This window comes from Streptomyces sp. 130 (assembly GCF_007096885.1).
GTDB lineage: Bacteria > Actinomycetota > Actinomycetes > Streptomycetales > Streptomycetaceae > Streptomyces.
Genome location: NZ_VJNO01000031.1, coordinates 23,205 through 48,822, shown reverse-complemented (window position 1 = coordinate 48,822; position 25,618 = coordinate 23,205). Strand labels below are relative to the sequence as shown.

25 protein-coding genes, 1 tRNA gene, 1 pseudogene and 1 riboswitch are annotated in these 25,618 nt (G+C 73.4%); of the genes and pseudogenes, 10 read left to right on the top strand and 17 right to left on the bottom strand.

Features of this window, described 5'->3' with window-relative positions; all coding sequences use genetic code 11:
• Positions 1-14 precede the first annotated feature (14 nt).
• On the top strand, positions 15-758 hold the full coding sequence (locus FKN01_RS23625) for a GntR family transcriptional regulator (protein WP_143623888.1): 744 nt from the start codon (positions 15-17) through the stop codon (positions 756-758).
• A 56-nt stretch (positions 759-814) separates the two neighbouring features.
• Here FKN01_RS23625 and FKN01_RS23620 read toward each other — a convergent pair whose 3' ends face one another.
• From FKN01_RS23620 to FKN01_RS23575, 9 genes and pseudogenes are all read right to left on the bottom strand, one after another.
• A complete protein-coding gene (locus FKN01_RS23620) occupies positions 815-1,417 on the bottom strand; it encodes an HAD family phosphatase (RefSeq protein ID WP_260696995.1) in 603 nt (200 codons plus the stop codon).
• 105 nt (positions 1,418-1,522) lie between these two features.
• Positions 1,523-1,900, bottom strand: a pseudogene (locus FKN01_RS23615) (alpha/beta hydrolase); the annotation flags it as partial.
• A gap of 179 nt (positions 1,901-2,079) precedes the next feature.
• Positions 2,080-2,153, bottom strand: a tRNA-Pro gene (locus tag FKN01_RS23610).
• Between the two features lie 252 nt (positions 2,154-2,405).
• Complete coding sequence (locus FKN01_RS23600; RefSeq protein WP_143623813.1) at positions 2,406-2,993, bottom strand: GAF domain-containing protein; 588 nt, start codon at positions 2,991-2,993, stop codon at positions 2,406-2,408.
• Entirely contained in the window at positions 2,990-3,724 is a 735-nt protein-coding gene (locus tag FKN01_RS23595; RefSeq protein ID WP_143623811.1) for an ATP/GTP-binding protein, read from the bottom strand. Before FKN01_RS23595 ends, FKN01_RS23600 begins: the two co-directional genes overlap by 4 nt.
• Positions 3,702-4,073, bottom strand: coding sequence for a DUF742 domain-containing protein (locus FKN01_RS23590; RefSeq protein WP_026249772.1), 372 nt, complete (start codon positions 4,071-4,073; stop codon positions 3,702-3,704). The genes FKN01_RS23595 and FKN01_RS23590 overlap by 23 nt, the downstream gene beginning before the upstream one ends.
• Positions 4,074-4,075: 2 nt before the next feature.
• A complete protein-coding gene (locus FKN01_RS23585; RefSeq protein ID WP_143623809.1) occupies positions 4,076-4,510 on the bottom strand; it encodes a roadblock/LC7 domain-containing protein in 435 nt (144 codons plus the stop codon).
• Positions 4,511-4,517: 7 nt separating this feature from the next.
• On the bottom strand, positions 4,518-6,392 hold the full coding sequence (locus FKN01_RS23580) for a sensor histidine kinase KdpD (RefSeq protein ID WP_260696994.1): 1,875 nt from the start codon (positions 6,390-6,392) through the stop codon (positions 4,518-4,520).
• Between the two features lie 351 nt (positions 6,393-6,743).
• Entirely contained in the window at positions 6,744-8,012 is a 1,269-nt protein-coding gene (locus FKN01_RS23575; RefSeq protein ID WP_143623805.1) for an MBL fold metallo-hydrolase, read from the bottom strand.
• 385 nt (positions 8,013-8,397) lie between these two features.
• Here FKN01_RS23575 and FKN01_RS23570 point away from each other — a divergent pair, with 385 nt between their 5' ends.
• Both FKN01_RS23570 and FKN01_RS23565 read left to right on the top strand, forming a co-directional pair.
• On the top strand, positions 8,398-9,606 hold the full coding sequence (locus FKN01_RS23570) for a Glu/Leu/Phe/Val dehydrogenase dimerization domain-containing protein (protein ID WP_143623803.1): 1,209 nt from the start codon (positions 8,398-8,400) through the stop codon (positions 9,604-9,606).
• A gap of 88 nt (positions 9,607-9,694) precedes the next feature.
• Positions 9,695-10,285, top strand: coding sequence for a TetR/AcrR family transcriptional regulator (locus tag FKN01_RS23565; protein ID WP_073965664.1), 591 nt, complete (start codon positions 9,695-9,697; stop codon positions 10,283-10,285).
• Positions 10,286-10,304: 19 nt separating this feature from the next.
• Here the strand turns inward: FKN01_RS23565 and FKN01_RS23560 are convergent, their stop codons facing one another.
• Both FKN01_RS23560 and FKN01_RS23555 read right to left on the bottom strand, forming a co-directional pair.
• Complete coding sequence (locus FKN01_RS23560; RefSeq protein ID WP_143623801.1) at positions 10,305-11,309, bottom strand: DUF6745 domain-containing protein; 1,005 nt, start codon at positions 11,307-11,309, stop codon at positions 10,305-10,307.
• Positions 11,310-11,399: 90 nt separating this feature from the next.
• The gene (locus FKN01_RS23555) at positions 11,400-11,726 is read right to left on the bottom strand and encodes a hypothetical protein (protein ID WP_143623800.1); all 327 of its coding nucleotides are present in this window, start codon (positions 11,724-11,726) and stop codon (positions 11,400-11,402) included.
• 176 nt (positions 11,727-11,902) lie between these two features.
• Between FKN01_RS23555 and FKN01_RS23550 the strand changes: the two genes are divergently transcribed.
• The 6 genes from FKN01_RS23550 to FKN01_RS23525 are packed head-to-tail and all read left to right on the top strand — an operon-like array spanning position 11,903 to position 18,025.
• On the top strand, positions 11,903-12,850 hold the full coding sequence (locus FKN01_RS23550; RefSeq protein WP_143623798.1) for an STM4015 family protein: 948 nt from the start codon (positions 11,903-11,905) through the stop codon (positions 12,848-12,850).
• A gap of 7 nt (positions 12,851-12,857) precedes the next feature.
• The gene (locus FKN01_RS23545) at positions 12,858-13,820 is read left to right on the top strand and encodes an STM4015 family protein (RefSeq protein ID WP_143623796.1); all 963 of its coding nucleotides are present in this window, start codon (positions 12,858-12,860) and stop codon (positions 13,818-13,820) included.
• The gene (locus FKN01_RS23540) at positions 13,801-14,946 is read left to right on the top strand and encodes an STM4014 family protein (protein WP_143623794.1); all 1,146 of its coding nucleotides are present in this window, start codon (positions 13,801-13,803) and stop codon (positions 14,944-14,946) included. The genes FKN01_RS23545 and FKN01_RS23540 overlap by 20 nt, the downstream gene beginning before the upstream one ends.
• A gap of 19 nt (positions 14,947-14,965) precedes the next feature.
• The gene (locus FKN01_RS23535) at positions 14,966-15,778 is read left to right on the top strand and encodes an STM4013/SEN3800 family hydrolase (protein WP_143623886.1); all 813 of its coding nucleotides are present in this window, start codon (positions 14,966-14,968) and stop codon (positions 15,776-15,778) included.
• Complete coding sequence (locus FKN01_RS23530; RefSeq protein WP_143623792.1) at positions 15,775-17,124, top strand: STM4012 family radical SAM protein; 1,350 nt, start codon at positions 15,775-15,777, stop codon at positions 17,122-17,124. The genes FKN01_RS23535 and FKN01_RS23530 overlap by 4 nt, the downstream gene beginning before the upstream one ends.
• A 7-nt stretch (positions 17,125-17,131) precedes the next feature.
• Positions 17,132-18,025 carry an STM4011 family radical SAM protein gene (locus FKN01_RS23525; protein ID WP_143623790.1) on the top strand — a complete coding sequence of 298 codons (894 nt, stop codon included), beginning with the start codon at positions 17,132-17,134 and terminating at the stop codon, positions 18,023-18,025.
• A gap of 19 nt (positions 18,026-18,044) precedes the next feature.
• Here the strand turns inward: FKN01_RS23525 and FKN01_RS23520 are convergent, their stop codons facing one another.
• Positions 18,045-18,899 carry an SGNH/GDSL hydrolase family protein gene (locus tag FKN01_RS23520; protein ID WP_143623788.1) on the bottom strand — a complete coding sequence of 285 codons (855 nt, stop codon included), beginning with the start codon at positions 18,897-18,899 and terminating at the stop codon, positions 18,045-18,047.
• 182 nt (positions 18,900-19,081) lie between these two features.
• On the bottom strand, positions 19,082-19,990 hold the full coding sequence (locus tag FKN01_RS23515) for a LysM peptidoglycan-binding domain-containing M23 family metallopeptidase (RefSeq protein WP_143623787.1): 909 nt from the start codon (positions 19,988-19,990) through the stop codon (positions 19,082-19,084).
• A 3-nt stretch (positions 19,991-19,993) separates the two neighbouring features.
• Positions 19,994-20,153, bottom strand: a riboswitch (cyclic di-AMP (ydaO/yuaA leader).
• A gap of 409 nt (positions 20,154-20,562) precedes the next feature.
• Between FKN01_RS23515 and FKN01_RS23510 the strand changes: the two genes are divergently transcribed.
• On the top strand, positions 20,563-21,375 hold the full coding sequence (locus tag FKN01_RS23510) for a tyrosine-protein phosphatase (protein ID WP_143623785.1): 813 nt from the start codon (positions 20,563-20,565) through the stop codon (positions 21,373-21,375).
• A gap of 11 nt (positions 21,376-21,386) precedes the next feature.
• On the opposite strand, the gene FKN01_RS32610 is transcribed toward FKN01_RS23510, so the two are convergent.
• The 4 genes from FKN01_RS32610 to dxs all read right to left on the bottom strand — a co-directional run bounded on the left by FKN01_RS32610 (position 21,387) and on the right by dxs (position 25,600).
• Positions 21,387-21,563, bottom strand: a complete 177-nt coding sequence (locus FKN01_RS32610) for a DUF6126 family protein (RefSeq protein WP_018100137.1) — start codon at positions 21,561-21,563, stop codon at positions 21,387-21,389.
• 43 nt (positions 21,564-21,606) lie between these two features.
• On the bottom strand, positions 21,607-22,215 hold the full coding sequence (locus FKN01_RS23505) for a helix-turn-helix domain-containing protein (RefSeq protein ID WP_143623783.1): 609 nt from the start codon (positions 22,213-22,215) through the stop codon (positions 21,607-21,609).
• A gap of 62 nt (positions 22,216-22,277) precedes the next feature.
• A complete protein-coding gene (locus FKN01_RS23500; RefSeq protein ID WP_143623781.1) occupies positions 22,278-23,675 on the bottom strand; it encodes an aspartate aminotransferase family protein in 1,398 nt (465 codons plus the stop codon).
• Complete coding sequence (gene dxs / locus FKN01_RS23495; RefSeq protein ID WP_143623779.1) at positions 23,672-25,600, bottom strand: 1-deoxy-D-xylulose-5-phosphate synthase; 1,929 nt, start codon at positions 25,598-25,600, stop codon at positions 23,672-23,674. The genes FKN01_RS23500 and dxs overlap by 4 nt, the downstream gene beginning before the upstream one ends.
• Positions 25,601-25,618 lie beyond the last annotated feature (18 nt).

The window sequence follows — 25,618 nt, the reverse complement described above, 5'->3', positions numbered from 1 at the left end:
CCGAAGAGCCCGGCATGGACCCGCTCACCGAGCTGATCACCATCGACCGGTCCAGCCCCGTCCCGCTGTACTTCCAGTTCGCGCAGCAGCTCCAACACCTCATCGAATCCGGCACGTTGGCGCCCGGCGCCCGGCTGGAGAACGAGATCGCGCTGGCGGACCGCTTCGGGCTGTCCCGCCCGACGATGCGTCAGGCCATGCGGCATCTGGTGGACAAGGGCCTGCTGTCGCGCAAGCGCGGCGTCGGCACCCAGGTCGTCAACAACCGGGTCCGCCGGCAGGCGGAGCTGACCAGCCTGTACGAGGAGCTGCAACGCGAGGGCCGCCGCCCGCGCACCAAGGTCCTGTCGATGCGCGTCCGCCCCGCCGAGGGCCGGACCGCCGCCGCCCTCCAGCTCGAACCCGGCACCGACACCGTCGTGTTGCGCCGGCTCCGGTACGCGGACGACGAGCCGATGGCCGTCCTGGAGAACCATCTGCCCATCGGCGTCGCGGACCTCATCGAGGAGGACCTGGCCGCGCACGGGCTCTACGCGCTCCTGCGGCGTTCCGGCATCGCCCTGCGCTCCGCCGAGCAGACCATCGGTGCCCGCCGGGCCACCGCGGCCGAGGCCCGGCTCCTCGGGGAGGGGCGCGGCGGGCCCCTGCTCACCGTGGAACGCACGGTGCTGGGCGACGGGGGCCGCCCGGTGGAGTACGGCCGCCACCTGTACCGGGCGTCCCGGTACTCCTTCGAGATGACGCTGACCGCGCCCTGACGCGCTCGGCCACTGCCCGGGGCGCGCCGGGCCCCGGGAGCGGGGGCCCTTGCGGCTCAGCCCGCGAGCAGCTGTTCCAGCGTCCGCCGGAGCGCCGCGCCGCCCTCGAAGACCACGGCGGTCAGCCCGAGCTCGCGGGCCGCCCGGACGTTGGCCTCCCGGTCGTCCACGAAGAACGCCTCGCCGGGGCCGGCCCCGAGCGTCCCGAGCGCGCCCGCGAAGGCTTCCTCGGCGGGCTTGGTCGCACCGAGCTCGCACGAGAACGCGAGCGCGTCGAAGCGCGCGACCACCTCGGGCAGCCGCTCGGGCAGCCCGGCGCGCAGCAGCGCGTCGTTGTCCGTGAACAGGGCCGTCGGCCGGTCCCGTACGAGGTCTGCCGCGGCAAGGACCCCGGGGTCGGGCTCGAACGCCCCGCACCAGACGCGGCGCAGCTCCTCGCCCGTACCCGCGAAGCCGAGGCGCCGCCTGATCTCCCGCTCGATGTCGTCGGCGCTTCCCTGCCCCCGGTCCCAGGCCGGGATGAGCCCGGAGGCGTACAGCTCCGCCTCGACGTCCCGCGCGGAGCGCCCGCACGCCGCCCCGAGGAGTTCGAGCCGCCGTTCACGGTGAAAGCGGCAGACGACACCGCCGAGGTCGAAGAGAAACACCCGAGGCTTCATGGCGGCAACCTAGCCGATGGGCGGTGCTCGAAGCCGGGCCGAGGGCGGGCAGGCCGAGCCCCGGGTCCCCGCACGCGCACAACTGCTTTCCGGCCCGCACGGCGGTCACGGGCACGCCCGCGCCGCGCAGTTTCGCGGCGTACGCCTCACCCTCGTCGCGCAGCACATCGGCCTCATGTTGCCGCCCACCGAGTCGCCCGCGACGGCGATCCGTGCGCCGTCCAGACCCTGCCGGGCGCCGTCGGTGACGATCCATCGGGCCACGGACCAGTTCTGCTCGATCGCGACGGGGTAGCGGGCCTCGGGCGAGAGCGCGTATTCGGGGAAGACGACGGCGGCGCCGGCCCCCTCGGCGATTTCGCACACGAGCCGGTCGTGGGTGTGCGCGTTGCCGAAGACCCAGTCCGCGCCGTGGATGTAGAGGACCACCGGGAACGGCCCCTCCGCACCGGCGGGCCGCACGATGCGTACGCGCACGGCACCGGCGCCCGCGCGTCCCGCCTCTGCGCGCACTGCTCCTTGCTCCGCAGCGCACCGCTCCCCCGCGGCGGCTCGCGGGCCCCTCCCGGTCAGGGGACGCAGACCCCCGACCCGCCCCGGAAATGATCGAAGGCCGGTTCGGATGCCTCCGAAACCGGCCTTCGATCTACGACTCTCACGAGTCGGGACGACAGGATTTGAACCTGCGACCCCTTGACCCCCAGTCAAGTGCGCTACCAAGCTGCGCCACGTCCCGATGCCCGTCTGACCTGGGGTTCCCCCTGGCCGAACGCGCATGAGAACAATACCGCACTTCACCGGGTGGTCACGAACCGCTTTCCGGTACGCCGCGCTCCGTGCCCGGTTGGACACTCTCAGTGGCTCGCCCGTGCCGCCGACGGTCTGTCCAGCGCGGTGGTCGGGCTGCAGGGCTGGGACGGCGGGCCGAGGACGCCGGGGTGGCGCGGTGTCGCTGGGCTTCCTGGGCGGGCGCGCGGTCGGGGTCCGGTCAGAAGCGGGGGGTGTGGTCCTCCCTGCGGTCGAGGTGGCCGACGAGTTCCCGCGCCAGGGACTTGATGGTGTCGAGCCCCGCCCTCCCCCAGGGGCGGGGCACGGTGTCCACGGCGCAGACGGCGCCCAGGGCGATCCCGGTGCGGTCGATGAGCGGTGCCCCCAGGTAGGAGCGGATGCCTATGTCGTCCACGACCGGGTTGCCCGCGAAGCGCGGGTAGTCGCAGACGTCCTCCAGGACGAGCGCCTTGCGCCGGACGACCACGTGCGGGCAGTAGCCGTGGTCGAGGGCCACGTACCGGCCGCTGCGACCGCTGCCCGCCGCGGTGGCCCCCAGGTCCGAGCCCCTGCGGGTCCCGGCGGGGGTGTGCAGTCCGGCGTAGAACTGCCGGTTCCCGTCGATGAAGTTGACCATCGAGAACGGCACGCCCGTCACTTCGGCCACCCGGTCGGCGAAGGCGTCGAAGTTGTCGAACGAGGCGTCCTCCCGCTCCCCCAGGCCGAGGCCGCGCAGCCGGCGGGTGCGGGCAGGCGCCTCGCCGTCGACGGGGGTCAGCAGCAGTCGTCCGGCCGCTCGCGGGATCACGGCCGGGCCCCGAATCCGGCGTGTCCGGGGAGCGGCACGGCCTCGTCGGTGGCGTTGATGAGGTGCTGGACCAGCGTCACCAGCGTGCCGGTGCCGGAGCTGGCGACGCGGGCGTCGCACAGCACGACCGGCACCTCCGGCGACAGGTCGAGCGCGGCGCGGACCTCCTCGGGGCCGTAACGGTAGGCGCCGTCGAACTCGTTGACGGCGACGACGAACCCGATGCCGCGCCGCTCGAAGAAGTCGACGGCCGCGAAGCACTCCTCCAGCCGGCGGGTGTCCGCGATCACGACCGCGCCCAGCGCGCCCTGCGAGAGCTCGTCCCACATGAACCAGAAGCGTTCCTGGCCGGGGGTGCCGAACAGGTACAGCACGTGCTGGTCGTCCAGCGTGATGCGGCCGAAGTCCATCGCCACGGTGGTGGAGGTCTTCGACTCGACGCCCTCCAGGCTGTCGGTCGCCGCGCTCGCCTGGGTCAGCAGCTCTTCCGTGCTCAGCGGAGCGATCTCGCTGACGGCGCCGACGAACGTCGTCTTGCCGACCCCGAATCCGCCGGCCACCAGCACCTTCAACGCGACGGGGAAGCCCTCGGGCGAGGCCGGCGGGGCGGCGTACTCGGTGGTGGCGGTGTCCTGTCCGTACCCGCCACCGGAGCCGTCGTCCGCGTAGCCGTAGCCATAGCCGGAGCCGTCCGGGTAGCCGTAGCCGTCAGAGCTGTCGTCGTAAGCCATCGAGCACTGCCTCCAGCAGATGTCGGTCGGTGGGCGTGTCATGGAAGGCGGGCGCGTGCGCGGTGACGGCGCCGCAGTCGACCAGGTCGGAGAGGAGGACCTTGGTCACGACGGCGGGCAGCCTCAGATGTGCGGCGATCTCGGCCACCGAGGTGGGGCCTTCGCACAGGCCCAGGGCCACCGAGTGCTCGGGGCCGAGGTGGGTCTGCGGGACGGTCCCGGTGGCCATCACCAGGGACAGCAGGTCGAGCACGGCCGTGGGACGGGTACGGCCGTTGCTCACCGTGTAGGGGCGGATGAGGCGGCCCGCCGCGTCGTCGAGCAGCGGCCCGTCCTGGGTGACCGCCACGGTCACAGCCCCGCTGTCCCCGGCGTCCCGGCCGCCTGTCTCACCGGGGTCATCAGATAGGGCCGCACACTCTTCACCAGCATGGTCATCTCGTAGCCGAGGACGGCGGCGTCGGCGTTGCGGCCGGCGAGGACGGCCAGACAGGTGCCGGAGCCGGCGGTGGCGACGAAGAGGAGCGTCGAATCGAGCTCCACGACCACCTGCCGGACCTCGCCGTTGTCCCCGAACCTCGCCCCGGCGCTGCGGCCCAGCGAGTAGAGGCCGGCCGCCAGCGCCGCCATGTGGTCGGCGCTGTCGGCGTCCATGCCGTGGAGGGACTTCACCAGCCCGTCGGCGGAGAGCAGGACCGCGCTGCGGGTGTACGGCACGCGCTGGACCAGGCCGCTCAGCAGCCAGTCGAGGTCCGAGACCTGACCGGACGGCATATCGGTCGCCATGGAACATCTACTCCTTGATGGGGTTCGCTGCGAGTGGGTCGTGGTCGCCGGGACGTGCGGCGGCTCCGCGCGGTGGCGCGGGTGCGGCGGCGCCCCGGACGGGGAGCGGCCGGGCCGGTGCGCCCAGCTGGGCGGCCGTCGTCATGCGCGTGCCGCCGGCCGGTGATTCGGGCGCGGGCTCCTGCTCGGCCGCGGCCCGGGCCGCGGCGAGGTCGATGCCGCGCCGGAAGGCGGCGACGAGCCCGGGGTCGTGCAGGACCGGTTCCTCCGCGGTCCGGGGCGCGGGGGCCTCCCTGAGCTGCGGGACCAGGTGCTCCTGGTGGGCGCGCCTGGGGAGGAGGGGCCGGTCGGCACCGGCCTTCGGTGCGGTCGCCTCCTCGGACGCGGCGGCGGGCGGTCCGTCAACGGCCGGCCGGTCGACGCGCTCGGCGCGCAGCGGCAGGGGCGGGGCCTCGCCCTGGCGTCCCGGGCCCGGCTGGGGCGGGGTCCGGTGCGGGCCGGGCTGCTGGCTGGGGACGTAGGGCCGGCGTGCCGGTTCGGGGGCGGGCGCGGGCTCGCGGGGGGCCGGCCGGTCCTCCAGGGGGGGCGGGCGGTGCACGGGCCCGGCGGGCGGGACGGGCGCTTCCCCGGCCGCTTCGGGGGCGTCCTCGTCGGCGCCGAGCAGGGTCTGCGGGAGGACCAGGACGGCCTGGGTGCCTCCGTAGATGTTGCTCTGCAGCCGTACGGCGATGCCGTGCCGCCGGGCCAGCGAGGCGACGACGAACAGGCCGATGCGGCCGTCCTGGAGCAGGCGGGCCACATTGACCTGGTCGGGGTCGGTGAGCAGGGCGTTCATCCGCTTCTGCTCGTCGCCCGGCATGCCGAGTCCGCGGTCCTCGACCTCCAGGGCGAGCCCGGCGGTGACGCGCTGGGCGCGCAGCAGGACCTGGGTGTGCGGGGCGGAGAACACCGTGGCGTTCTCCACGAGCTCGGCGAGGAGGTGGATGACGTCGGCCACGGCGTGCCCGCGCAGGGTGCCGTCGATCGGGGGGACCAGCTTGACCCGGGGGTACTGCTCGACCTCGGCGATCGCCGAGCGCAGCACCTCGCTCATGGTGACCGGGTTGCTCCACTGACGGCGGGAGACGGCACCGCCGAGCACGGCGAGGTTCTCGGCGTGGCGGCGGATGCGGGTGGCGAGGTGGTCGACCTGGAAGAGGCCCTTGAGCAGGTCCGGGTCCTCGGCCTCGTGCTCCAGCTCGTCCAGCAGCTGGATCTCGCGGTGCACGAGCGACTGGAGGCGGCGGGCGAGGTTGACGAAGACCTCGACCTTCTGGTCCTCGCCGCTGGGCTCGGAGAGCCGGGAGGCCTCGACGACCGCGACCACGGCGGCCTCCTGCTGGCGGCCCAGCTCCTGGGCCAGCAGCTCGAAGGGGTCGCCGCCGGGCGGCGGGCTCTGCGGGGCGCGCCGGACGGGCACGGGCTCGCCGTCGCGCAGCCGTTCCACAACGCGTTGGAGTTCGGCCTGGCTCTGGGCGCTGGTCCGGCGCAGCGCGAGGCAGCGGCCGAAGACCGTGGTGGCGGCCCGGTTGGCGGCCAGGACGGCGGCGAGGACCGCGGCGAGCGCGAGGGCGGCAGCCGAGCCGAGGGCGATCCAGAGTTCCGTGGACGGCCGTGCGTGGCCCGCGCGTGCGGTGAAGACGACGGCCGCGGCGCCGGCGAGGGCGACCGCGAGCGCCGGCAGCACGGCGGTGCGCAGGAGTTGAGGGCGTATGCGCGCCTCGGGGGTCGGGCGGGCGGCGCGAGGTCTGGCCGCGGCCGAGTGGGAACGGGCACCCGGTCGGCCGTGCCGCCCGCCCTCTCGTCGATCCGGTCGCGCGTCGGGTGCGCGAAGTTGAGACATCAGCGTCCTCGGTACGTGGGGCCCCAGACATCTGCGTGCGTGTGGTGGCACCTACGGTGGTCGGGCATTCTCGGGTCATCGGCCGGGCAGGCCCGGAGAATATGAGCCCACCGTTGATCACCGGGCACACACGGTAGTCGCCGGAAGTGCGGCCGCGAGGCGCAGTTGTGGAACTTGCCCGCCATCCGTCCCGCTCTGGTATGAGCGCTCGCACGGGAGACCGATTAGGACGGCCGCGTCTCAGGGACGCGGGCGTATTTCAGGGACGCGGGCGTGCGCAGGGACGCGGACATGTCTCAGGGCCCCTCGACCCGGGTCGAGGGGCCCTGCGGACGTCCGCGCGGCCCGGTCTCAGGGCTGGGGCGTCCGGTCGCGGTCCCTGCCGGCCTCCGGGGCCGGGCGGTCCGCCGGCCGGTGCGGCTGTACGTGGACGGGGGGCCAGTTGCCCCAGCCGGGAGCCGGTTCGGCGGCCACGGCACGCCACCACGGCTCGACGGGCGGCGGATCGGCGGGCTCGAACGGCTGGCCAGGGCGCGGGGAGACCATGGTGACGCCCACGGACCGGGTGGCGCGCATCGACCACTCGGCGGGCTCGGCCCAGGGGTGCAGCGCGAGGTTGAACGTCCCCCAGTGGATCGGCAGCATGACGCCCGCCCCGGGGTCGTCGCCCTGGAGGTCGAGGTGGGCGCGCACACCCTCGTCGGGGCTCATGTGGATGTCCGGCCAGGCGCCCGGCTCCGGCATGTCGTCCGTACGGTCCTTGGACCAGTACTGGCTGTACGCCCCGATCTGGATCATGGTCGCGTCGAACGGGCCGTGCTCGGCGCCGATGGTCCGGAAGCCGGGGAAGTACCCGGTGTCGCCGCTGTGGTAGATCCGGTGCTCGGGTCCGGCCACGGCCCAGGAGGCCCAGAGCGTGTGCTGCTGGTTGCGCAGGCCGCGTCCGCAGAAGTGGCGGGCGGGGGTGGCGGTGAGACCGATGCCGGCGACCGTCGTGGTCTCGTTCCAGTCGAGCTCGCGGAGCCGGTCGGGCGCGACGCCCCAGCGCTCCAGATGCGCGCCGACGCCGAGCGGGACGGCGAAGACCGTGTCCGTACGGGCCAGGGCGCGGATCGTGGGGAGGTCGAGGTGGTCGTAGTGGTCGTGCGAGATCACGACCACGTCGACCGGCCCCAGGGCGCCGAGCGGCACGGGGGCCGGGTGCAGGCGCCGGGGGCCGGCGAACGCGAAGGGGGAACAGCGCTCCCCCCAGACGGGGTCGAACAGCACGCGCCGGCCGTCGATCTCCGTAAGTACGCTGGAATGCCCCATCCAGGTGATCCGGAGTCCGGAGGCGGGCGGCCGGGCGAGGTCGGCGAGGGTCGTGGCGTGCACCGGCACCGGGGCGACGGGGGCCCTGAGCACCCGCTCCTCCTTGCGGAAGTAGACCCGGGCGAAATCCACGGTGGAACCGGAGGGCCTGATGCGCGCGCCCACCGGGTTCTGGAAGACGCCGTCGGCGAAATTGGGGGAACGGCGGATGCGCTCCATGCGTGCGCCGTCCGGGTCGGCCCCGAAGGCAGCGGGGCGCAGCGCGCGCAGCCGGGTGCGGAGCGGAAGCCTGTGGTCAGCGCCGGTCACGGGGTCTCCTGAGGAGTCGGGGTCGTCCCATTATGGACAAGGGGTACGACAGTGCGAGAGCGGAACAGCCGGGTGGGTGGCGTTCCGCGCCGACCGCCTTGCCCGCGTCGCCGTCCGTACACGCGCTCGCCATGAGGACGTGGGAAGCCGCCCCCGCTCCCGTCGGGGGCCGGTACCGCGCCTCCCGCCGTTCGCGCACCGGCGCGTTCCGGCCACCGGGGCCGCGCGGCGGCAAAGGCCGCGTTGACAGGGCCGCCCCCGGCTCCCAATACTGACCGACTGTTCAGTAAATGTGGCCGCCGACGCCGGTCCGCCCGGCCGCCCGGCTGCCCGGCCACCCGGCTGCCCGAACGCCCGCCCGACAGTGACCTGAGGAGCACGCACGATGACGACGCCTCCGGTGTCCCCGCCCGCCCCGCTCATCTCGCTGACCTGGACCGACCACGCCACCGGCTGCCGGGGCCACCTCGTGGTGGACCGGCTGGTGCGCGGGGTCTCCAGCGGCGGCCTGCGGATGCGCCCGGGCTGCACGCTGGAGGAGGTGGCCGGTCTGGCCCGGGGCATGACGATGAAGGAGGCCCTGCACTTCGACGCGGACCGGCCCGGGGCCCGCTACATACCCCTGGGCGGCGCCAAGGGCGGCATCGACTGCGACCCGCGCGACCCGGCGGCCTACGGCGTCCTGGTCCGCTATCTGCGGGCGATGCGCCCGTACATCGAGAGCTGCTGGACGACGGGTGAGGACCTGGGCCTCTCCCAGGACGTGGTGGACCGCGCGGCGGCCGAAGCGGGGCTGGTCTCCACCGTGCAGGCCGTCTACCCGCTCCTGGAGGACGAGGCGGCGGCCCGGCGCCGGCTGGCCGACGCCTTCGCCCTGGAGGTGGACGGCATCGGCCTGGACGAGCTGGTCGGCGGCTGCGGGGTCGCCGAGGCTGCGCTCGCCGCGCTGGACCGGGACGGGGTCGCGTACGACGGTGCGCGGGTGGCGCTCCAGGGGCTCGGGACCATGGGCGGGGCGACCGCCCGCTTCCTGTCCCGGGCGGGGCTCCGGGTGGTCGCCGTCGCCGACGTCAAGGGCACGATCGCGAACCCGGCCGGGCTCGACGTCGAGGCGCTGCTGGCCGCGCGGGACGCGTACGGCACCGTGGACCGGGGCGCGCTGCGCGCCGGTGACCGGGAGCTGCCGGCCGACGCCTGGCTCGTCCAGGACGCGGAGGTGCTCGTCCCGGCCGCCGTCTCCTATGCCGTGGACGCGGTGAACCAGGCGGGGATCACGGCCCGTTGGGTCGTGGAGGCCGCCAACATGCCGGTCCTGCCGGAGGCGGAGGCGCTGCTCGCGGCGCGCGGGATCACCGTGCTGCCCGATGTGGTGGTCAACTCCGGGACCAACGCCTGGTGGTGGTGGACCCTGTTCGGCGACATCGGGGCCGACGCGGACGAGGCGTTCGCGCACACCCGGCGCGCGATGCGGGAGCTGGTGGGCCTGGTGCTGGCCCGCGCGGCGGCGGACGGCTGCACCCCGCGCGCGGCGGCGCACGCGGTGGCCGCCGACCGGCTGCCGGTGATGGCGGAGCGCTTCGGCTGGTACCGCTGACACCGACCGCCCGTCCGCCGCCGGTCCGCCCGAACGGCCCCGGCTGGACATTGGTTAGGGTGACCGCGTGGCCAGAGTGCGGTTGGGAGTGGCGGAGCGGCGCGAGGAGTTGCTGCGTGCCGCCGTCGAACAGATCGAGGTGCGCGGTGTCGCGGCCGTGCGGATCGCCGATGTGGCGTCCGTGCTCGGCGTGAGCAACGCGCTCGTGCTCTATCACTTCTCCACCAAGGAGAAGCTGGTCGCGGCGGCCTTCGCGCACGCGGCCGAGAGCGACCTCGCCCATCTGCGGAAGCTGTTGAGCCGCCGCACGACCGCCGTACGCAGGCTGCGCGCGGCCGTCCGCTGGTACGCGCCGACGGGCCAGGCCAAGGGCTGGCGGCTGTGGATCGAGGGCTGGGCCGCCTCCCTCCGCGACCCGGCCCTGCGCAATGTGGCCGGCGACCTCGACCAGCAGTGGAAGGCCGAGCTGGCCGAGGTCATCGAGGAGGGCGCGGCGGCCGGCGAGTTCCACTGCGACGACCCGATGTCCGTGGCCTGGCGGCTGACCGCCCTGCTGGACGGTCTGGCCGTGCAGATGACCTCGTACAACGGGCCGTTGTCCCGGGCGACGATGCTGGAGTGGACCGAGCAGGCGCTCGCCCGCGAACTCGGCATCGACCACGAGGCCCTGACGGCCTGACCGCGTTTCCCTCCCCGGATCAGGTCTGCTGGAGGGGCTCGTACACGTCGGCGTGGAGCCCGAAGGTCCAGGCGACGCCCTCCCTCGCGGTCCTGGTGGCGGGCGGGACCCGCAGCCAGTACGTGCGGTGGGTGCCGTCCGGCTCGGGCGTCGAATTGACCACCTCGACCATGACGACGTCCTCGTCGTCGGCGAGGGCGATCCGCCACAGGACGCCCGTCTCGTCGCGGTGGACCGGTTCGGCGCGGGACTCGGTGAGGTAGCGGTCGTAGCCGTAGTACTCCAGCATCACGCGGCGCAGCTCCGCGTTCTCCTCGTCCCGGATGCGCTTCGGGGTCAGCGCGGCCAGCTCGTCCAGGAATTCCGGCGGCACGGGCATGCCGCGCCAGGCGTACAGGGCGAAGCCGTCCGGGTAGGAGAGCGCGGGTCCGTCGCCCCGGTCGAGGCGGCCCGCCTCGTCGCGGTGCAAGGTCTGTGGGCGCTCGCAGATCACCGCGACCCGCTCGTAGGGCCACCACCAGCCCGCGTTCCGCGCCACCGCCGCCAGTCCGTCGAGCCGGTCGCCCCGGCCGTCGAAGGCGGCGAGCCACGCCGCGTCGTGCTGTCCGAGGACCGCGTCGAGCAGGACCAGGCGCACCCGGGTCCCGGCGTCCGGGTCCTCACCGGCGAGGTCGGCGACCACCCCGGCCCGTATCCGCTCGGCGAGGCCGGCCGTGGTCTCCCAGAGCTGGGCGCCGGTGGCCGACCAGAGCGCGGACCAGCCGGCCGGACCCAGGGCGTCGTACACCCGACGCCGCTCCTCCGCCCAGGGGCGGGTGCGCACCTCGTCGCGGACGGAGCGCCCCGGGGCGGCCAGCTTGCCGACGGCCTCCACGGCCTCCCTGGGCGAGCCGGCCCAGACGAACTCCTCCGGCTCGGCGAGCCCCGCGCTGCGGTAGGCGAGCCGCACCCCGTCCTCGGCCGCCGCCCGGTCGGCCGCCCCCGTCGCCGCCGCCACGGCCCGCCAAGAGTCCACGTACTGCATCGGTTTCCCCGTCTCCTGCTTCCGCTGTTCCGTTCTGATTTCCTGATCCCGCGTCCTGCGGCCCCGCCGCCGCGGCTGCCCCGCCGCCGCTCAGTCGGCGACGACGCGGACCGCCCCCGGCGCGTACTCCCGCTGGCGCACCACGCGGAACCAGCCCTGGGGCAGCGGGATCGTCGCGTGCTCCTCGTGCACCACGCGCCCGCCCTCGGGGAGGTGGAGCAGCATCGGGCCGAAGACCCCGCCCTCCCGGATGAGCCGGCCGGGCCCCGGCACGGCGTGCGCGTGTCCGGTGACCTCGCCGAGCGCCAGCACCAGCCGGCCGCGCGCGTCGCGCAGTTCGCCGGGCGCCTCCAGGGCGTGCGCGGGCACCGCCGACTCCTTCAGTGGCACGATCAGTACATCGCCCTGCCGGTACACAGACCTCTCCCCTCCGCGGCGGCACCCGGTGTGCCGGCCACATCGAGAACGCTACGGCGGGGGTCTGACAATCGGCCGGCGAGCCGCCCCGGGCGGGGGCGGTCGCCCCGTTGTCAGTGGGCCTTGATAGACCTTGCGGAACATCAATCCGTCGCCGTCATCAGGAGCTCAGGGCCATGTCCGTGGACCACCTGCACGAGTTGCTCGGCCTTCCGGCCGTCGATTTCCAGTCCGGGACGGAGGGCGGCCCCCGGCCCGCCGCCGACGCCGCCGCCTGGCGGGTGTCGATCAACGCCTACGAGGACGAGGGCACTTGGGAGGAGGAGTTCGGCGCCTTCCTGGCGGAGGTCGATCCGGCGGGCGTCCGGGCCCTGATCATCGGGCAGTGGGGCGAGTCGTACGAGGAGAAGTCCTCGTATCCGATCGGTCTCGTCATCGCGGCCGCCGACCGGCTGACGTCTCTGGAAGCGGTGTTCGTCGGGGATCTGACGATGGAGGAGGCGGAGATCTCCTGGATCGAGCAGAGCGACGTCACGGCGCTGCTCGACGCCTTCCCCGCGCTGGTGGAGCTCGGCGTGCGCGGCGGCTCGGATCTGGTGTTCCCGGCCACGAAGCACGAGCGGCTGCGGGCCCTGACCATCGAGACGGGCGGACTGCCGCGCGAGGTGGTGCGCGGTGTCCTGGCGAGCGAACTGCCCGCGCTGGAGCGCCTCGACCTGTGGCTCGGCGTCTCGGCCTACGGCGGCGACGCCGACGTGTCGGATCTGGCGCCGCTGCTCGCCGGGACGCGTTTCCCCGCCCTGCACCACCTCGGCCTGCGCAACAGCGAGATCCAGAACGAGATCGCGGCCGCGGTGGCCTCGGCCCCGCTGGTGGCCCGGCTGCGCACCCTGGACCTGTCCTGCGGCACGCTCGGGGACGAGGGGGCGGCCGCGCTCCTGGAGGGCCAGCCGCTGACCCATCTCGACGTGCTGGACCTGCACCACCACTTCCTCACCGAGCCGATGGAGCAGCGCGTCACCGAGGCCCTGGTGCCGCACGGGGTGCGGGTGGACCTCTCGGAGCGCTGCGAGCCGTGGCACAACCGTGGCCCGGCGGGCCGGTACGTCACGGTCTCGGAGTGACGGCGCGATGACCGGCATCGATCACCCCTGCTCGTTCCATCACCTGCCCGTGTTCACCCTTCCGGAGCCGGGCGACGACCGCCCGCTGCCGGCGGCGGACTCCACGGCCTGGCGGCTGGACTGCGGCTGGGAGGGGCAGGAGTTCGCCCCCCTCTGGCAGCACTTCCTGGCAACGGTCGACCCGGCCGAGGTCCGTGCCCTGGTGATCGGCCCCTGGTGGCCCGGCCACTACACCTCCCTGGCTCCCGTGGTGGAGCTGATCACCTCGGACGCGGCCCGTTTCCCGGCGCTGCGCGCCCTGTTCCTCGCCGATGTCGTCGGTGAGGAGTGCGAGGTGTCGTGGCTGCGGATGTGCGACATCACGCCGGTGCTCCGGGCGTTCCCGCGCCTGGAGGAGCTGGTGGTGCGGGGTGGCGGCGGCGGGGCGGACGAGAAGGCGCTGGAGCTGCACCCCGTGCGGCACGAGGCGTTGAAGGCCCTGCGCTTCGAGTCCGGCGGTCTGCCCGGTCACGTCGTGCGGGCGGTCGGCGCCTGTGAACTGCCCGCGCTGGAGCGGCTGGAGCTGTGGCTCGGCTCCCAGTGGTACTCGGGCGACGCCACGGTGGCGGACCTGGACCCGCTGCTGTCCGGGGGCGGCTTCCCCCGGCTGCGCCACCTCGGCATCCAGAACAGCGAGATCCAGGACGAGATCGCCGCGGCGGTCGCCTCCGCCCCGGTCGTCGCGCAACTGGACTTCCTGGCGCTCTCGATGGGCACGCTCAGCGACACGGGGGGCCTGGCCCTCCTCGCCGGCCAGCCGCTCACCCATCTGGACGGCCTGGACCTGCACCACCACTACCTCGGCGACGAGGTGATGGAGCGCTTCAGGCAGCTGTCCGAGCGCTACGACGTGCACGTCGACCTCTCCGAGGCGGACGACTGGGACCCCGACGACGAGGACGAGCCCCGCTATGTCGCGGTCAGCGAGTAGCGCCCCGCCGCGCCTCGCGGTCGTCGGCAATCCGGGCAGCCGCCGCGTCTGCCTCTTCCAGGAAGCGGTGACCGCCGCCGGCCTGCCCGAGGCGCGCACGGTGCCCTGGCTGGACGTGCTGCGGGGCGGGGCGCGCTTCCTGCCCGGGGAGACCGTGCGCATCGAGTCGCCGGGCGAGGACGCCGAGGTGGACCGGCTGCTGCGCGGGGCCGACGACCCGACGCGGGTGGAGGGTTCGGCCCTCTGGTACGCGCGGTTCACCGCCGCCGTGCGCGAGGTGGCGCTCGCCGCCGCGGAGGCGGGCGCGCGGCTGCTCGACGCCCCGGCGGACATCGCGGCGCTCTTCGACAAGCGGCTGTGCCACGGACTGCTGGACGCGGCCGGGGTGCCCGTCCCCGCCTCGCCGACCTCCGGCCCGGCCGGGGCCCCCGTGCGGGGCTGGGCCGATGTACGGGACCTGATGGCCGCCCACCGCATGCCCCGGGTGTTCGTGAAGCCCGCGCACGGCTCGTCCGCCTCCGGAGTGCTCGCCGTGGAGACGGCCGGCGGGGGCCGGGTCCGAGCGGCCACCTCCGTCGAGCGGGACGCGTCGGGCCGGCTGTACAACTCGCTGCGGGTCCGCCGGTGCACGACGGAGCGCGAGGTCGCGGCGGTGATCGACGCGCTGGCGCCGGACGGGCTGCACATCGAGCGCTGGCTGCCCAAGGCCACCCAGCGCGGCCGGGCCGCCGACCTGCGGGTCGTCGTGGTCGCCGGCCGGGCCACCCACGCCGTGGTCCGTACCAGCGCTTCACCGATGACCAATCTGCACCTGGGCGGGGCGCGCGGCGACCTGGCCGCGGTGCGGGCGGCCGTCGAGGCCGCGGGCGGTGGCTGGGGCGAGGCCCTGGCGATCTGCGAGCAGGCCGCCGCCGCCTTCCCGGACACCCTGTGCGTCGGCGTCGACCTGCTGCCCCTGGCCGGCTGGCGGCGCTTCGCCGTCGGCGAGGTCAACGCCTTCGGGGACCTGCTGCCCAGGCTCACCGGCCTGCCCGGCAGCGGCGCCGAGGGCCTGGACACCTACGCGGCGCAGATCGCCGCCGTACTGGAACGAGCAAGGAACGACCGTGTCAGCACCACCCCCTGAACACCGCCACGACCCCGATATGAGCGCGGTCGTCGGCAGCCACGACCTGCTGTTCGTCACCCTGGACACCCTGCGGTACGACGTCGCCGCTGAGCTGGCCGCCGCCGGGCGCATCCCGAATCTGGCCCGCCACCTGCCGGGCGGTGCCTGGGAGAAGCGGCACGCCCCGGGCAGCTTCACCTACGCCTCCCACCAGGCGATGTTCGCCGGATTCCTGCCCACCCCGGCCGCGCCCGGGCCGCACCCCCGGCTGTTCGCCGCCCGATTCGCCGGCAGCGAGACCACAGCGGAGCGCACCTTCGTGTTCGACACCCCGGACCTGGTCTCGGGGCTCGCGAAGGAGGGGTACCGCACGGTGTGCATCGGCGGTGTGGGCTTCTTCAACCTCCAAGGGCCGCTCGGCTCGGTGCTTCCCGGGCTGTTCCAGGAGGCGCACTGGGAGCCGGAGTTCGGTGTGCCCTCGCCCACCTCGTTCGAGGCGCAGGTGGCCCGCGCCGAGGAGGTGGTCGCGGCCCTGCCTCCGCAGCAGCGGCTGTTCCTGTTCGTCAACGTCTCCGCGCTCCACCAGCCGAACTGGTTCCACCTGCCCGGGGCGGCCCGCGAGGCCGGTGACAGCCGTGCGACGCACGCCGCCGCCCTGGAGTACGTGGACGCCCACATCGGCCGGCTCTTCGCCGCCGCGAGCAGCCGCCGCCGTGCCTTCGCCATCGTCTGCTCCGACCACGGGACGGCCTACGGCGACGACGGCTACACCGGTCACCGGCTCGGCCACGAGTCCGTCTGGACCGTCCCGTACGCCCACTTCTTCCTGGAACCGGGGACCGAGCGATGACCGAGACGCAGACCGTCCGTCCTTACGAGAGCTATGTGTACGCCTACCCGCACAAGACGGCGTACCGCCCGCTCGCCGGGCAGCCCGGCGGGCGGCCGGCGCTGGACGAGCTGTGGGCGGGGGAAAGCCGGGACGCGCTCTCCCTCTACCTGCACATCCCGTTCTGCGAGGTGCGCTGCGGCTTCTGCAACCTCTTCACCCGGATCGGCGCTCCCGACGAGCTGACCTCGCGGTATCTCGACGCGCTGGACCGGCAGGCGAGCGCGGTACGGGACGCGCTGGGCGACGCCGAGCCGGTGCGGTTCGCGGCGGCGGCGTTCGGCGGCGGCACGCCCACCTTTCTGACGGCGGGCGAGCTGGACCGGCTGTGCGACATCGCGGAGAAGCGGATGGGCGCCGATCTGCGCGCCGTACCGCTCTCCGTGGAGACCTCCCCGTCGACCGCGACCGCCGACCGCCTGGCCGTGCTCGCCGAGCGGGGCGCGACCCGGATCAGCATCGGGGTGCAGAGCTTCGTCGAGGCCGAGGCGCGCGCGGCGGTGCGCCCGCAGCACGCGGCCGACGTGGAGCGCGCCCTGGACCGCATCCGGGGCACCTCCATACCGGTCCTCAACATCGACCTGATCTACGGCATAGCCGGCCAGACCGAACGCACGTGGCGCACTTCGCTGGACGCGGCGCTGCGCTGGCGGCCGGAGGAGCTGTACCTCTACCCGCTGTACGTGCGCCCGCTGACCGCGCTCGGCAGGCTCTCCGCCGGTGAGGCCGACGCGGCCTGGGACGAGCAGCGCCTGCACCTGTACCGGGCCGGCCGCGACCACCTCCTGGCCCACGGCTACGAACAGGTGTCGATGCGGATGTTCCGCCGGGCCGACGCCCCGCGCGCGGAGGGGCCCGACGACTACGCCTGCCAGACGGACGGCATGATCGGCCTGGGCTGCGGCGCCCGCTCCTACACCTCGCGGCTGCACTACTCCTTCGACTACGCGGTCCGGATGAGCGAGGTCCGGGGCATCATCGACGCCTACACGGCGACCGAGGACTTCTCCCGCGCCGAGGTCGGCCGGTACACGGACGGGGACGAGGCGCGCCGCCGTCATCTCCTTCAGTCGGTGCTCCAGGCGCGGGGCATGCCCGTGGACGACTACCGCGAGCGGTTCGGCACCTCGCCGTACGAGGACTTCCCCGAGGAGCTGGCCCGGTTCGGGGCCCGGGGCTGGCTCGACACCGGAGCGCAGGGGCTGCTGCGGCTCTCGCCCGAGGGGCTGGCGTACTCCGACGCGCTGGGCCCCGAGCTCTTCTCCCCCGCCGTGCGGGCCGCGATGGCCGCGTACGAGCTGAAGTGAGTGACCCGTGGACCTGACGATTCTCTACCGGGGCCCGCTCGCCTCCTGCGACTACGACTGCCCGTACTGCCCGTTCGCCAAGCGGCGCGACAGCCGGGAGCAGCTGCGGGCGGACCGGGCGGCGCTGGAACGGTTCACGGCGTGGGCTGCGGAGCAGACCGGTGACCGGATCTCGGTGCTGTTCACACCGTGGGGCGAGGGCCTGGTGCGTTCCTGGTACCGCCGGGCGATCGTGGAGCTGGCGGGCCTCCCGCACGTCCGCCGGGTCGCGATCCAGACCAATCTGAGCGGGCGTACGAGGTGGCTGGCCGAGGCGCCGGCGGCGGCGCGCGAGCGGATCGCGCTGTGGTGCACGTACCACCCGGGGCAGACGCCGTACGAGCGCTTCCTCGGCCGGTGCGCGGAGCTGCGGGACCTCGGGGTCCGGCACAGCGTGGGCATCGTGGGGTTCGAGGCCCATCTCGGCGAGGCACGGCGGCTGCGCGCGGCGCTCCCCGACGGGGTCTACCTCTGGGTCAACGCCGCCGAGGGGCACACCTACACGGACGAGGAGGCGGACCGGTGGACGGCGATCGACCCGTTGTTCCCGTACAGCCGTCATCCGCACCGGTCGGCGGGGCTGCCCTGCCGGACCGGTGAGTCGGTGATCTCGGTGGACGGGGAGGGCTCGGTGCGCCGCTGCCACTTCGTCCGGGCGGAGCTGGGCAATCTGTACGACGGGAGCTACCGGCGGGCGCTGGGGCCGAGGGCGTGCCCGCTCGCCGTGTGCGACTGCCACATCGGCTACGTACACCTGGAGACGCTGCCGCTGTACGACGTGTTCGCGGGCGGGGTGCTTGAGCGCGTCCCGGCGGCGCTGCCGCTGTCCCCGGTCGCCGCGACGCGGTCGCGGGGCGACTGAGGACAGCGGAGGGGGCGGGTCAGAGCGGCAGCAGGTCCGGCCGCTTCGGCTCGACGTGGTCCCCGGAGGACTCGCCGCGCAGCCGCCTGCCGATCCACGGGACCAGGTATTCACGCGCCCAGTGGATGTCGTCGCGGCGGATCTCCAGCGTGCCGCGCGGGGGCTGCGGGGGCCATGCCTGGTCCGGGTCGGCCGGCACGTCGAGGCCGAGGACCTGGGCGGCGCGGAGCGCGACCCGGGTGTGTCCCTCGGGCGAGAGGTGGAGCCGGTCGCCGTCCCAGGCGCGCCGGTCCTGCACGGAGCGCAGCGACCACAGGTCGAGGACCGGGCAGTCGTAGCGGTCGGCGATGGCCCGGACGTGGGCGGTGTAGGTGGCGATCTTGCCGCGCAGATGGCGCAGCACGGGGACGCCGCGGGTGTCGAAGCCGGTGGTGACCATGACGGTGCCGACCGACCGCGTGAGGTCGGCGACCGCCCGCTCGAAGCGTTCGGCCACGTCGTCCGGATCGGTGCCCGGCCGGATGATGTCGTTGCCGCCGGCGCAGAAGCTCACCAGATCGGGGGCGAGTTCCTTGGCCCGGGGCACCTGCTCCTCGACGATCTGGTCGAGGAGGCGTCCTCGTACGGCGAGATTGGCGTACCGGAAGTTTCCGTGCGCGGAAACGGGTGAGCCCTCGGCACCGGTCGCCGGGCCGGGCTCCGGGAGCCGGTCGGCGAGGAGTACCGCGAGCCGGTCGGCCCAGCCGACGAACGTTCCGTCCGGGCCGGGGTCGCCGACTCCCTCGGTGAAGCTGTCGCCAATCGCCGCGTACGACCCGATGGCGCCCTGTCGGTCGATGGCGCCCTGTTGAATGTTGTTCGAATCGTCTGCCACAACCGCATATCCTGCACCCCGGAATGTGACCTACGCGACCGTAATAAGGGGTTGACGGGTGGTGAGATAAACCACCTGGTCAGTTTTCGGTAAAGGGGGAATAAGCAGAGGGACGGCGCGCTGCCGCGCGCCGTCCCTCTGTGCCGTTCGTGACCCGGATCACCGGGCCGGTACCGCCTGGATCAGACGTAGATCCCGTGCGACGCCAGGTAGGCGATGGGGTCGATGTCCGAGCCGTACTCCGGGCCGGTGCGGACCTCGAAGTGGAGGTGCGGGCCGGTGGCGTTGCCGGTGGAGCCGGAGAGGCCGACCTGCTGGCCCGCGGTCACGGTCTGGCCGGCCGAGACGGAGAGCGAGGACATGTGGCCGTACTGGGAGTAGTGGCCGTCGGCGTGCTTGATGACGACCTGGTTGCCGTAGGCGCCGCCCCAGCCGGCGGTGACGACGGTGCCGGAGGTGATGGCCTTCACGCTGGTGCCGGTGGAGACGGGGAAGTCGATGCCGGTGTGGCTGCCGCTGGACCAGCTGGCACCGGAGGCGCGGTAGGCGGTGGTGTGGTTGCCCGGGACCGGGTGGACATAGCCGGAGGCGTTGTCCTGGGTGGCCGGGGCCTCGGTCGTGGCCTCGGTCTTCGTCTCGACCTTGGTCTCGGCCTTGGGCGCGGCCTTCGTCTCGGTCTTCTCCGCCGGCTTGGCGGGGGCCTTGGACGGGGCGGCGGCGGGGGCCGCCTTGGCGCCGAGGGTCAGCTTCATGCCCGGGAAGATCAGGCTCGGGTTCTCGCCGACGACCTCGCGGTTGTCCTGATACAGCTTCTGCCAGCCGCCCTTGAGGTGGTGCTGGGCCGCGATCTTCGACAGGTAGTCGCCGGAGACCACGGAGTAGGTGGTGGTGTTGGTGCTCTTCGCGGGCTTGGCCGGAGCGGTGTGCGCGGCGGCCGGCTGCGAGGCGGCCGGGGCGGACCGCTCCGCGGCGTGGGCACCGGTGGCGCCGAGCAGCGGAAGCGCGATGACGGCGCCGCCGGCGCTCGCGGCGACGACACCGCGGGCTATGGTGCCGGACTTGGGACGGCGGTGCTTACCCGAGTTGGGCATGAAGAATTTCCTCTCCGGCGCCTGCGAGGTGAGCTGTCGGGTTCGGGCTGGAGATGCCCGGCCGCGCCTGGCGCGACTTCACCCCTAGCCGTCCGGTCGTCCCGGTCGGCGGCCTACCTGGTTCCCCCGCTCCTGCCACACGGTGAGTGGGTGCGAATTCCGGACGGCGGCAGGATTGGGCGTTCCATCCGGATGGACATGGAACGTAAGCGAGCCGGGACGGCGGAAACAAGCCACGGGTTCGGCACCGGATTCCGCATCGGAATTGCGGTGCGGAATTCCGGTCACACTCCGTGGATTACGGATCTTGGCTTTCCGCGCGGCGCGGGGGATACCCAGCCGGGCCGTCACCACACACCGTCACGGATATGATCCCGCTCACGAGCAGGTGATCATCTCCCGCGTAACCAGGGCAGGTTGGTCATACCCCATCAATACGGACATGTCCTGGTCGTCGTCCGCGCCGGTGCGAAGCGGTCGGCCGAGATGATTGCCCCAGGAACCGATGTCGTATCGTCACGGGCGTGGGCCCGTCGGCGACACGCGCCGGGGCAGAGCCTCCAGGAGTGAACGTGACGCAGCAGCTGCCGCAGACCCCGCCGACGGAGCCCGTACTCACCGGCGTCCGCAACTTCCGCGACCTGGGCGGCCTGCCCACCACGGACGGGCGCCGGGTCCGGCACGGCCGCCTCTACCGCAGCGGCCACCTGGCGCACGCCACGGCCGAGGACGCGGCCTTCCTCAGCGGGCTCGGCCTGCACACGGTCTTCGACTTCCGCAACGCGGCGGACCACAAGCTGGACGGCCTGGACATCGAGCTGCCGGGCGTACGGAACCTGAGCATCCCGCTCAGCGACCCGGCGGACGGCGCCCAGTTCTGGCGGATGGTGCGCGACGGCGACCTGGCCGACCTGCGCTCGATCCTGGCCGACGGCAAGGGCACCCGCCGCATGGTCGACTCGTACCGCTCGATCATCCTGGAGCGCACCGCCGAGCACAGCCGGGTGCTGCACGCCCTGGCCGAGGACAGCGTGCCCGCCCTGATGCACTGCGCGGCCGGCAAGGACCGGGCAGGGCTCTCCATCGCGGTGACGCTGCTCTCGGTGGGCGTCGGGCGCGAGACCATCGAGGCCGACTACCTCAAGTCGAACGACGCGCACCGCCGCTACCGCATCCGGCGCAGCGACACCTCGGCGGCCGGGATGTCCCCGGAGGTGATGGAGCTGCTGAACCCGCTCTTCGGCGCCCAGCCCGACTACCTCGCCGCGGCCTTCGCGGCCATCGACGAGACCTGGGGCGGCACCGACCGCTATCTCGCCGACGGGCTGAAGCTCGCGCCCGCCACCCGGGAGCGGCTGCGCGAACGGCTCCTCGACGAGAGCTGAGGCGACCGGGCCTACTGGTTGTGCATGCCCACCGCGAAGAGCAGGTACAGGAACGCGGCGATGACGTGCCCGGCCACGAGGTAGGCGAAGAGCCGGATGACGAGTCCGCGCGGCATCTTCTTCTCCTGGCTGTCGGCGCCGGGGCGCGGAGCCGGGGTGAGCGGGTCGTAGTGCTCTGAATCGGACATGAGTGGCCTCTCTGACTGCCGGGGGTCCGGCGGCGAAAACGTCTCAGCCGCGGTGGACCGCGCCGCCGAGGCACAGATCGGCGGCGGGGCTCTGCAGCAGGGTGTGGACGAAGAGCAGCTCGGCGCCCTCGGGTTCGGGGGCCGCGATCCGGTGCGGGGTGAGCGAGTCGAAGTGCGCGCCGTCCCCGGGCGCGAGGTCGTGCACCGTCTCACCGAGCGTCACCCGGAGGCGGCCGGCCAGGACGTACAGCCACTCCTCGCCAGGATGGACGCGCACCAGGTCGCCCTGGGCTCCGTACGGGACGCGCACGCGCAGCGCCTGCATGGCCCGTCCGGAGCCGCCGGCCTGCTGGTACGTCCAGCCGTCGGCCGCCACGCCCTCGAACGGGCGGCCTCGGACGATCGCGTCACGTTCGGGGGGCGTCTCGCCGAGGAGCTCGGAGACCGTCGTACCGTAGATCCTGGCCAGCTGGAGCAGCATCGGCAGCGAGGGCTGGCGGCGGCCCGTTTCGAGCCGGGAGAGGTGGGCGGGCGACAGGCCCGCCCGCTGGGCCGCGGTCTCCAGGGTGAGACCGCGGCCTCGGCGCAGATCGCGCAGGCGTGGCGCGACACCGGGCAGCTCGCCGGCCGCCAGGTCGTCCGGAGGGTTCATACCTCCATTGGGCCGCATTGTTTCCTCCGAGGCAAATATGTTGCCTCGGAGGCAAAAACCGCTCAGCGGTTGGCGACGGCCTGCTTCACCAGGGTCCGCCCGAAGTCCCACATCAGTCCCCCGCCGCTGTGCGCGTCGTCCATGACGGCGGTGAACGCCGCCACGAAGCGGTCGACGTCCGCGTCATCGATGACCAGCGGCGGGATCAGCTTGATCACTTCGAGGTGGTCGCCGGAGACCTGCGTGAGGATGCGGTGCTTCTGGAGCAGGGGCACGACGACCATCTGCGCGAAGAGGCCCTTGCGGGCCGCCTGGAGCATGGTCCACCGGCTGCGCAGCTTCAGCGAGGTAGGGCGGCCGAACTCGATGCCGATCATCAGCCCGCGCCCCCGCACCTCGTGCAGCAGCTCGTAGCGCCCGACGAGCGCGGACAGCCGCTCGCGGAGCAGGTCGCCGGTCCGGCGCGCGTGCGCGACGGTCTCCTCGTCCTCCATCACCGACAGCACCGCGAGCCCCGCCGCCATGGCCTGGGCGTTGGAACCGAAGCTCGCGGAGTGGACGAGGACCCGGTCCATCGAGGAGTAGACGCGCTTGAAGATCCAGTCCTTGCCGAGCGTCGCCCCGACCGGGACGTAGCCGCCGGAGAGCGCCTTGGCGACGCAGACGAGGTCCGGTTCCACCCCTTCCTCGTGCTGGTACGCGTAGAAGTCACCGGTCCTGCCGAGGCCGGTCTGCACCTCGTCGGCGATGAGGAGGGCCTTGTGCTTGTGCAGCAGCTCCTGGGCCTCGCGGAGGTAGCCGGGCGGCGCGGCGTGCACCCCCTTGCCCTGGATCGGCTCGACCACCAGGGCGGCCACATCGCCCCGCTTCAGTTCCCGCCGCAGCGCGGCTAGGTCGCCGAGCGGGACTGCGGTGTCGGGCAGCAGCGGGGCGAAGCCGTCCCGGAAGCCGCCCTCGCCGTTGACCGAGAGGGAGCCGGTGGTGAGCCCGTGGAAGGCGTGGTCGCAGTACAGGACGCGGGGCCGGCCGGTGGCGTACCGGGCGAACTTCAGCGCCGTTTCGACGGCCTCGGTGCCGCTGTTGCCGAAGAACACCCGGTCCAGGTGCGGGCTGTGGCTCAGCAGCTTCTCGGCGAGCAGCCCGGGCAGCGGCTGGCAGTCGAACCGGGTCAGGTCGGCGAGTGAGGCGTCGAGGACGTCGTGCAGCGCCTTGCGTACGACGGGATGGTGCCGGCCGAGGCCCATGACGCCGAACCCGGCGAGCATGTCCAGGTAGTCGTTGCCGTCCGCGTCCCAGAAGTGCGCGCCCTCGGCCCGTTCGTAGACCTTGTCGAAGCCGATGGTGTGCAGCATGCGCGGGAGCTGGTGGTTGAGGTGCCTGGTGTGCAGCTCGTAGCGTTCGGCGCCGCGCTCGGCGAGAAGCCGCGCCAGATCGAAGCCCTTGGGCTCGTCGTCCTTCATGCCCCGCTCTCCTTGTGCCCGTTTCCGGGGGTGTCGTGCCCCGTGCCGCCGGCCGCCTTCCGGGCGGTCATGACGGCGCTGATCCGGCCGGCGATCTCGACCGGTGTGAGTCCGATGTCGGCCAGCACCTCGGACCGCTTGCCGTGCGCGAGGAACTGCTCGGGGATGCCGAAGGTGCGCAGCGGTACGTCGACGCCCGCGTCCCGGAGCGCCTGCCCGACGGCCGAACCGACGCCCCCGGCCCGGCTGTTGTCCTCGACCACCGCGACGAGCCCGTGCGCGGCGGCGAGCGGCGGCAGCTCCGCGTCGACCGGCTTGACCCAGCGGGGGTCCACCACGGTGCAGCGGACGCCGGCGCCCGACAGCAGCTCGGCGGTGCGCAGGCAGACGGAGGCCATCACGCCGACGGCGACGAGGAGCACATCGGCGTCCTCGTCGCGCCGCAGCACGTCCATCCCGCCGATCCGGCCGACCGCCCCGATCGCCTCCCCCACCGACTCCTTCGGGAACCGCACCAGGGTCGGCGCGTCGTCCACGGCGACCGCCTCGCGCAGTTCCTCGCGCAGCCGGTCCGCGTCGCGCGGGGCCGCGATGCGCAGCCCCGGCACGACCTGGAGCACGGACATGTCCCACATGCCGTTGTGCGAGGCCCCGTCGGGCCCGGTGACGCCGGCCCGGTCCAGGACGAAGGTGACCCCGCACCGGTGCAGGGCGACGTCCATCAGGAGCTGGTCGAACGCCCGGTTGAGGAAGGTGGCGTAGACCGCGAAGACCGGGTGGAGCCCGCCCGTGGCGAGCCCGGCGGCACTGACCGCCGCGTGCTGCTCCGCGATGCCCACGTCCCAGACGCGGTCCGGGAACGCCTCGGCGAACTTCGTCAGCCCGATCGGGTCCAGCATCGCGGCGGTGAGCGCGACGACGTCCGGGCGCTCCGCCCCGATCGCCGTGATCTCGTCGGCGAACACGGAGGTCCAGGAGGGGCCGGCGGCGGGCACGAGCGGGGCGCAGGTCAGGGGGTCCATCGCGCCGACCGTGTGGAAGCGGTCGGCCTCGTCGCGCAGGGCGGGGGCGTAACCGTGCCCCTTCTCGGTGATGCAGTGCACGAGGACCGGGCCGGGGAAGCCCTTGGCGCGGTGCAGGGCGGCCTCGACGGCGGCGGTGTCGTGCCCGTCGACCGGGCCGATGTACTTCAGCCCCAGGTCCTCGAACATGCCCTGCGGGGCGACGAAGTCCTTGAAGCCCTTCTTGGCCCCGTGCAGCGCCCCGTGCAGCGGCTGTCCGATCACGGGGGTGCGTTCCAGCAGGCCCTTGCCCCAGGACAGGAAGCGCTCGTAGCCATCGGTGGTGCGCAGGGTGGCGAGGTGGCGGGCGAGGCCGCCGATGGTGGGGGCGTAGGAGCGCTCGTTGTCGTTGACGACGACGATGAGCGGGCGGTCCTTGGCGGCGGCGATGTTGTTCAGCGCCTCCCAGGCCATGCCGCCGGTGAGGGCCCCGTCCCCGATGACCGCGACGACGTGGTCGTCCTTGCCGCGGACCTCGTTGGCCTTGGCCAGGCCGTCGGCCCAGCCGAGGACGGTGGAGGCGTGCGAGTTCTCGATGACGTCGTGTTCGGACTCCTCGCGGGAGGGGTAGCCGGAGAGCCCGCCCTTGCCGCGCAGCTTGGAGAAGTCCTGGCGTCCGGTGAGCAGTTTGTGCACGTAGGTCTGGTGGCCGGTGTCCCACAGGATGCGGTCCACGGGCGAGTCGAAGACCCGGTGCAGGGCGATGGTCAGTTCCACCACCCCGAGGTTGGGGCCCAGATGGCCCCCGGTCCTGGCCACGGCCTGCACCAGGAACGTGCGGATGTCCTCGGCGAGTTCGCCGAGTTGCGACGCGTTCAGTGCCTTCAGATCGTGCGGCCCCCGGATGCTCTGCAGCAGCGTCATGCCCCGGGCCCCCTCTCT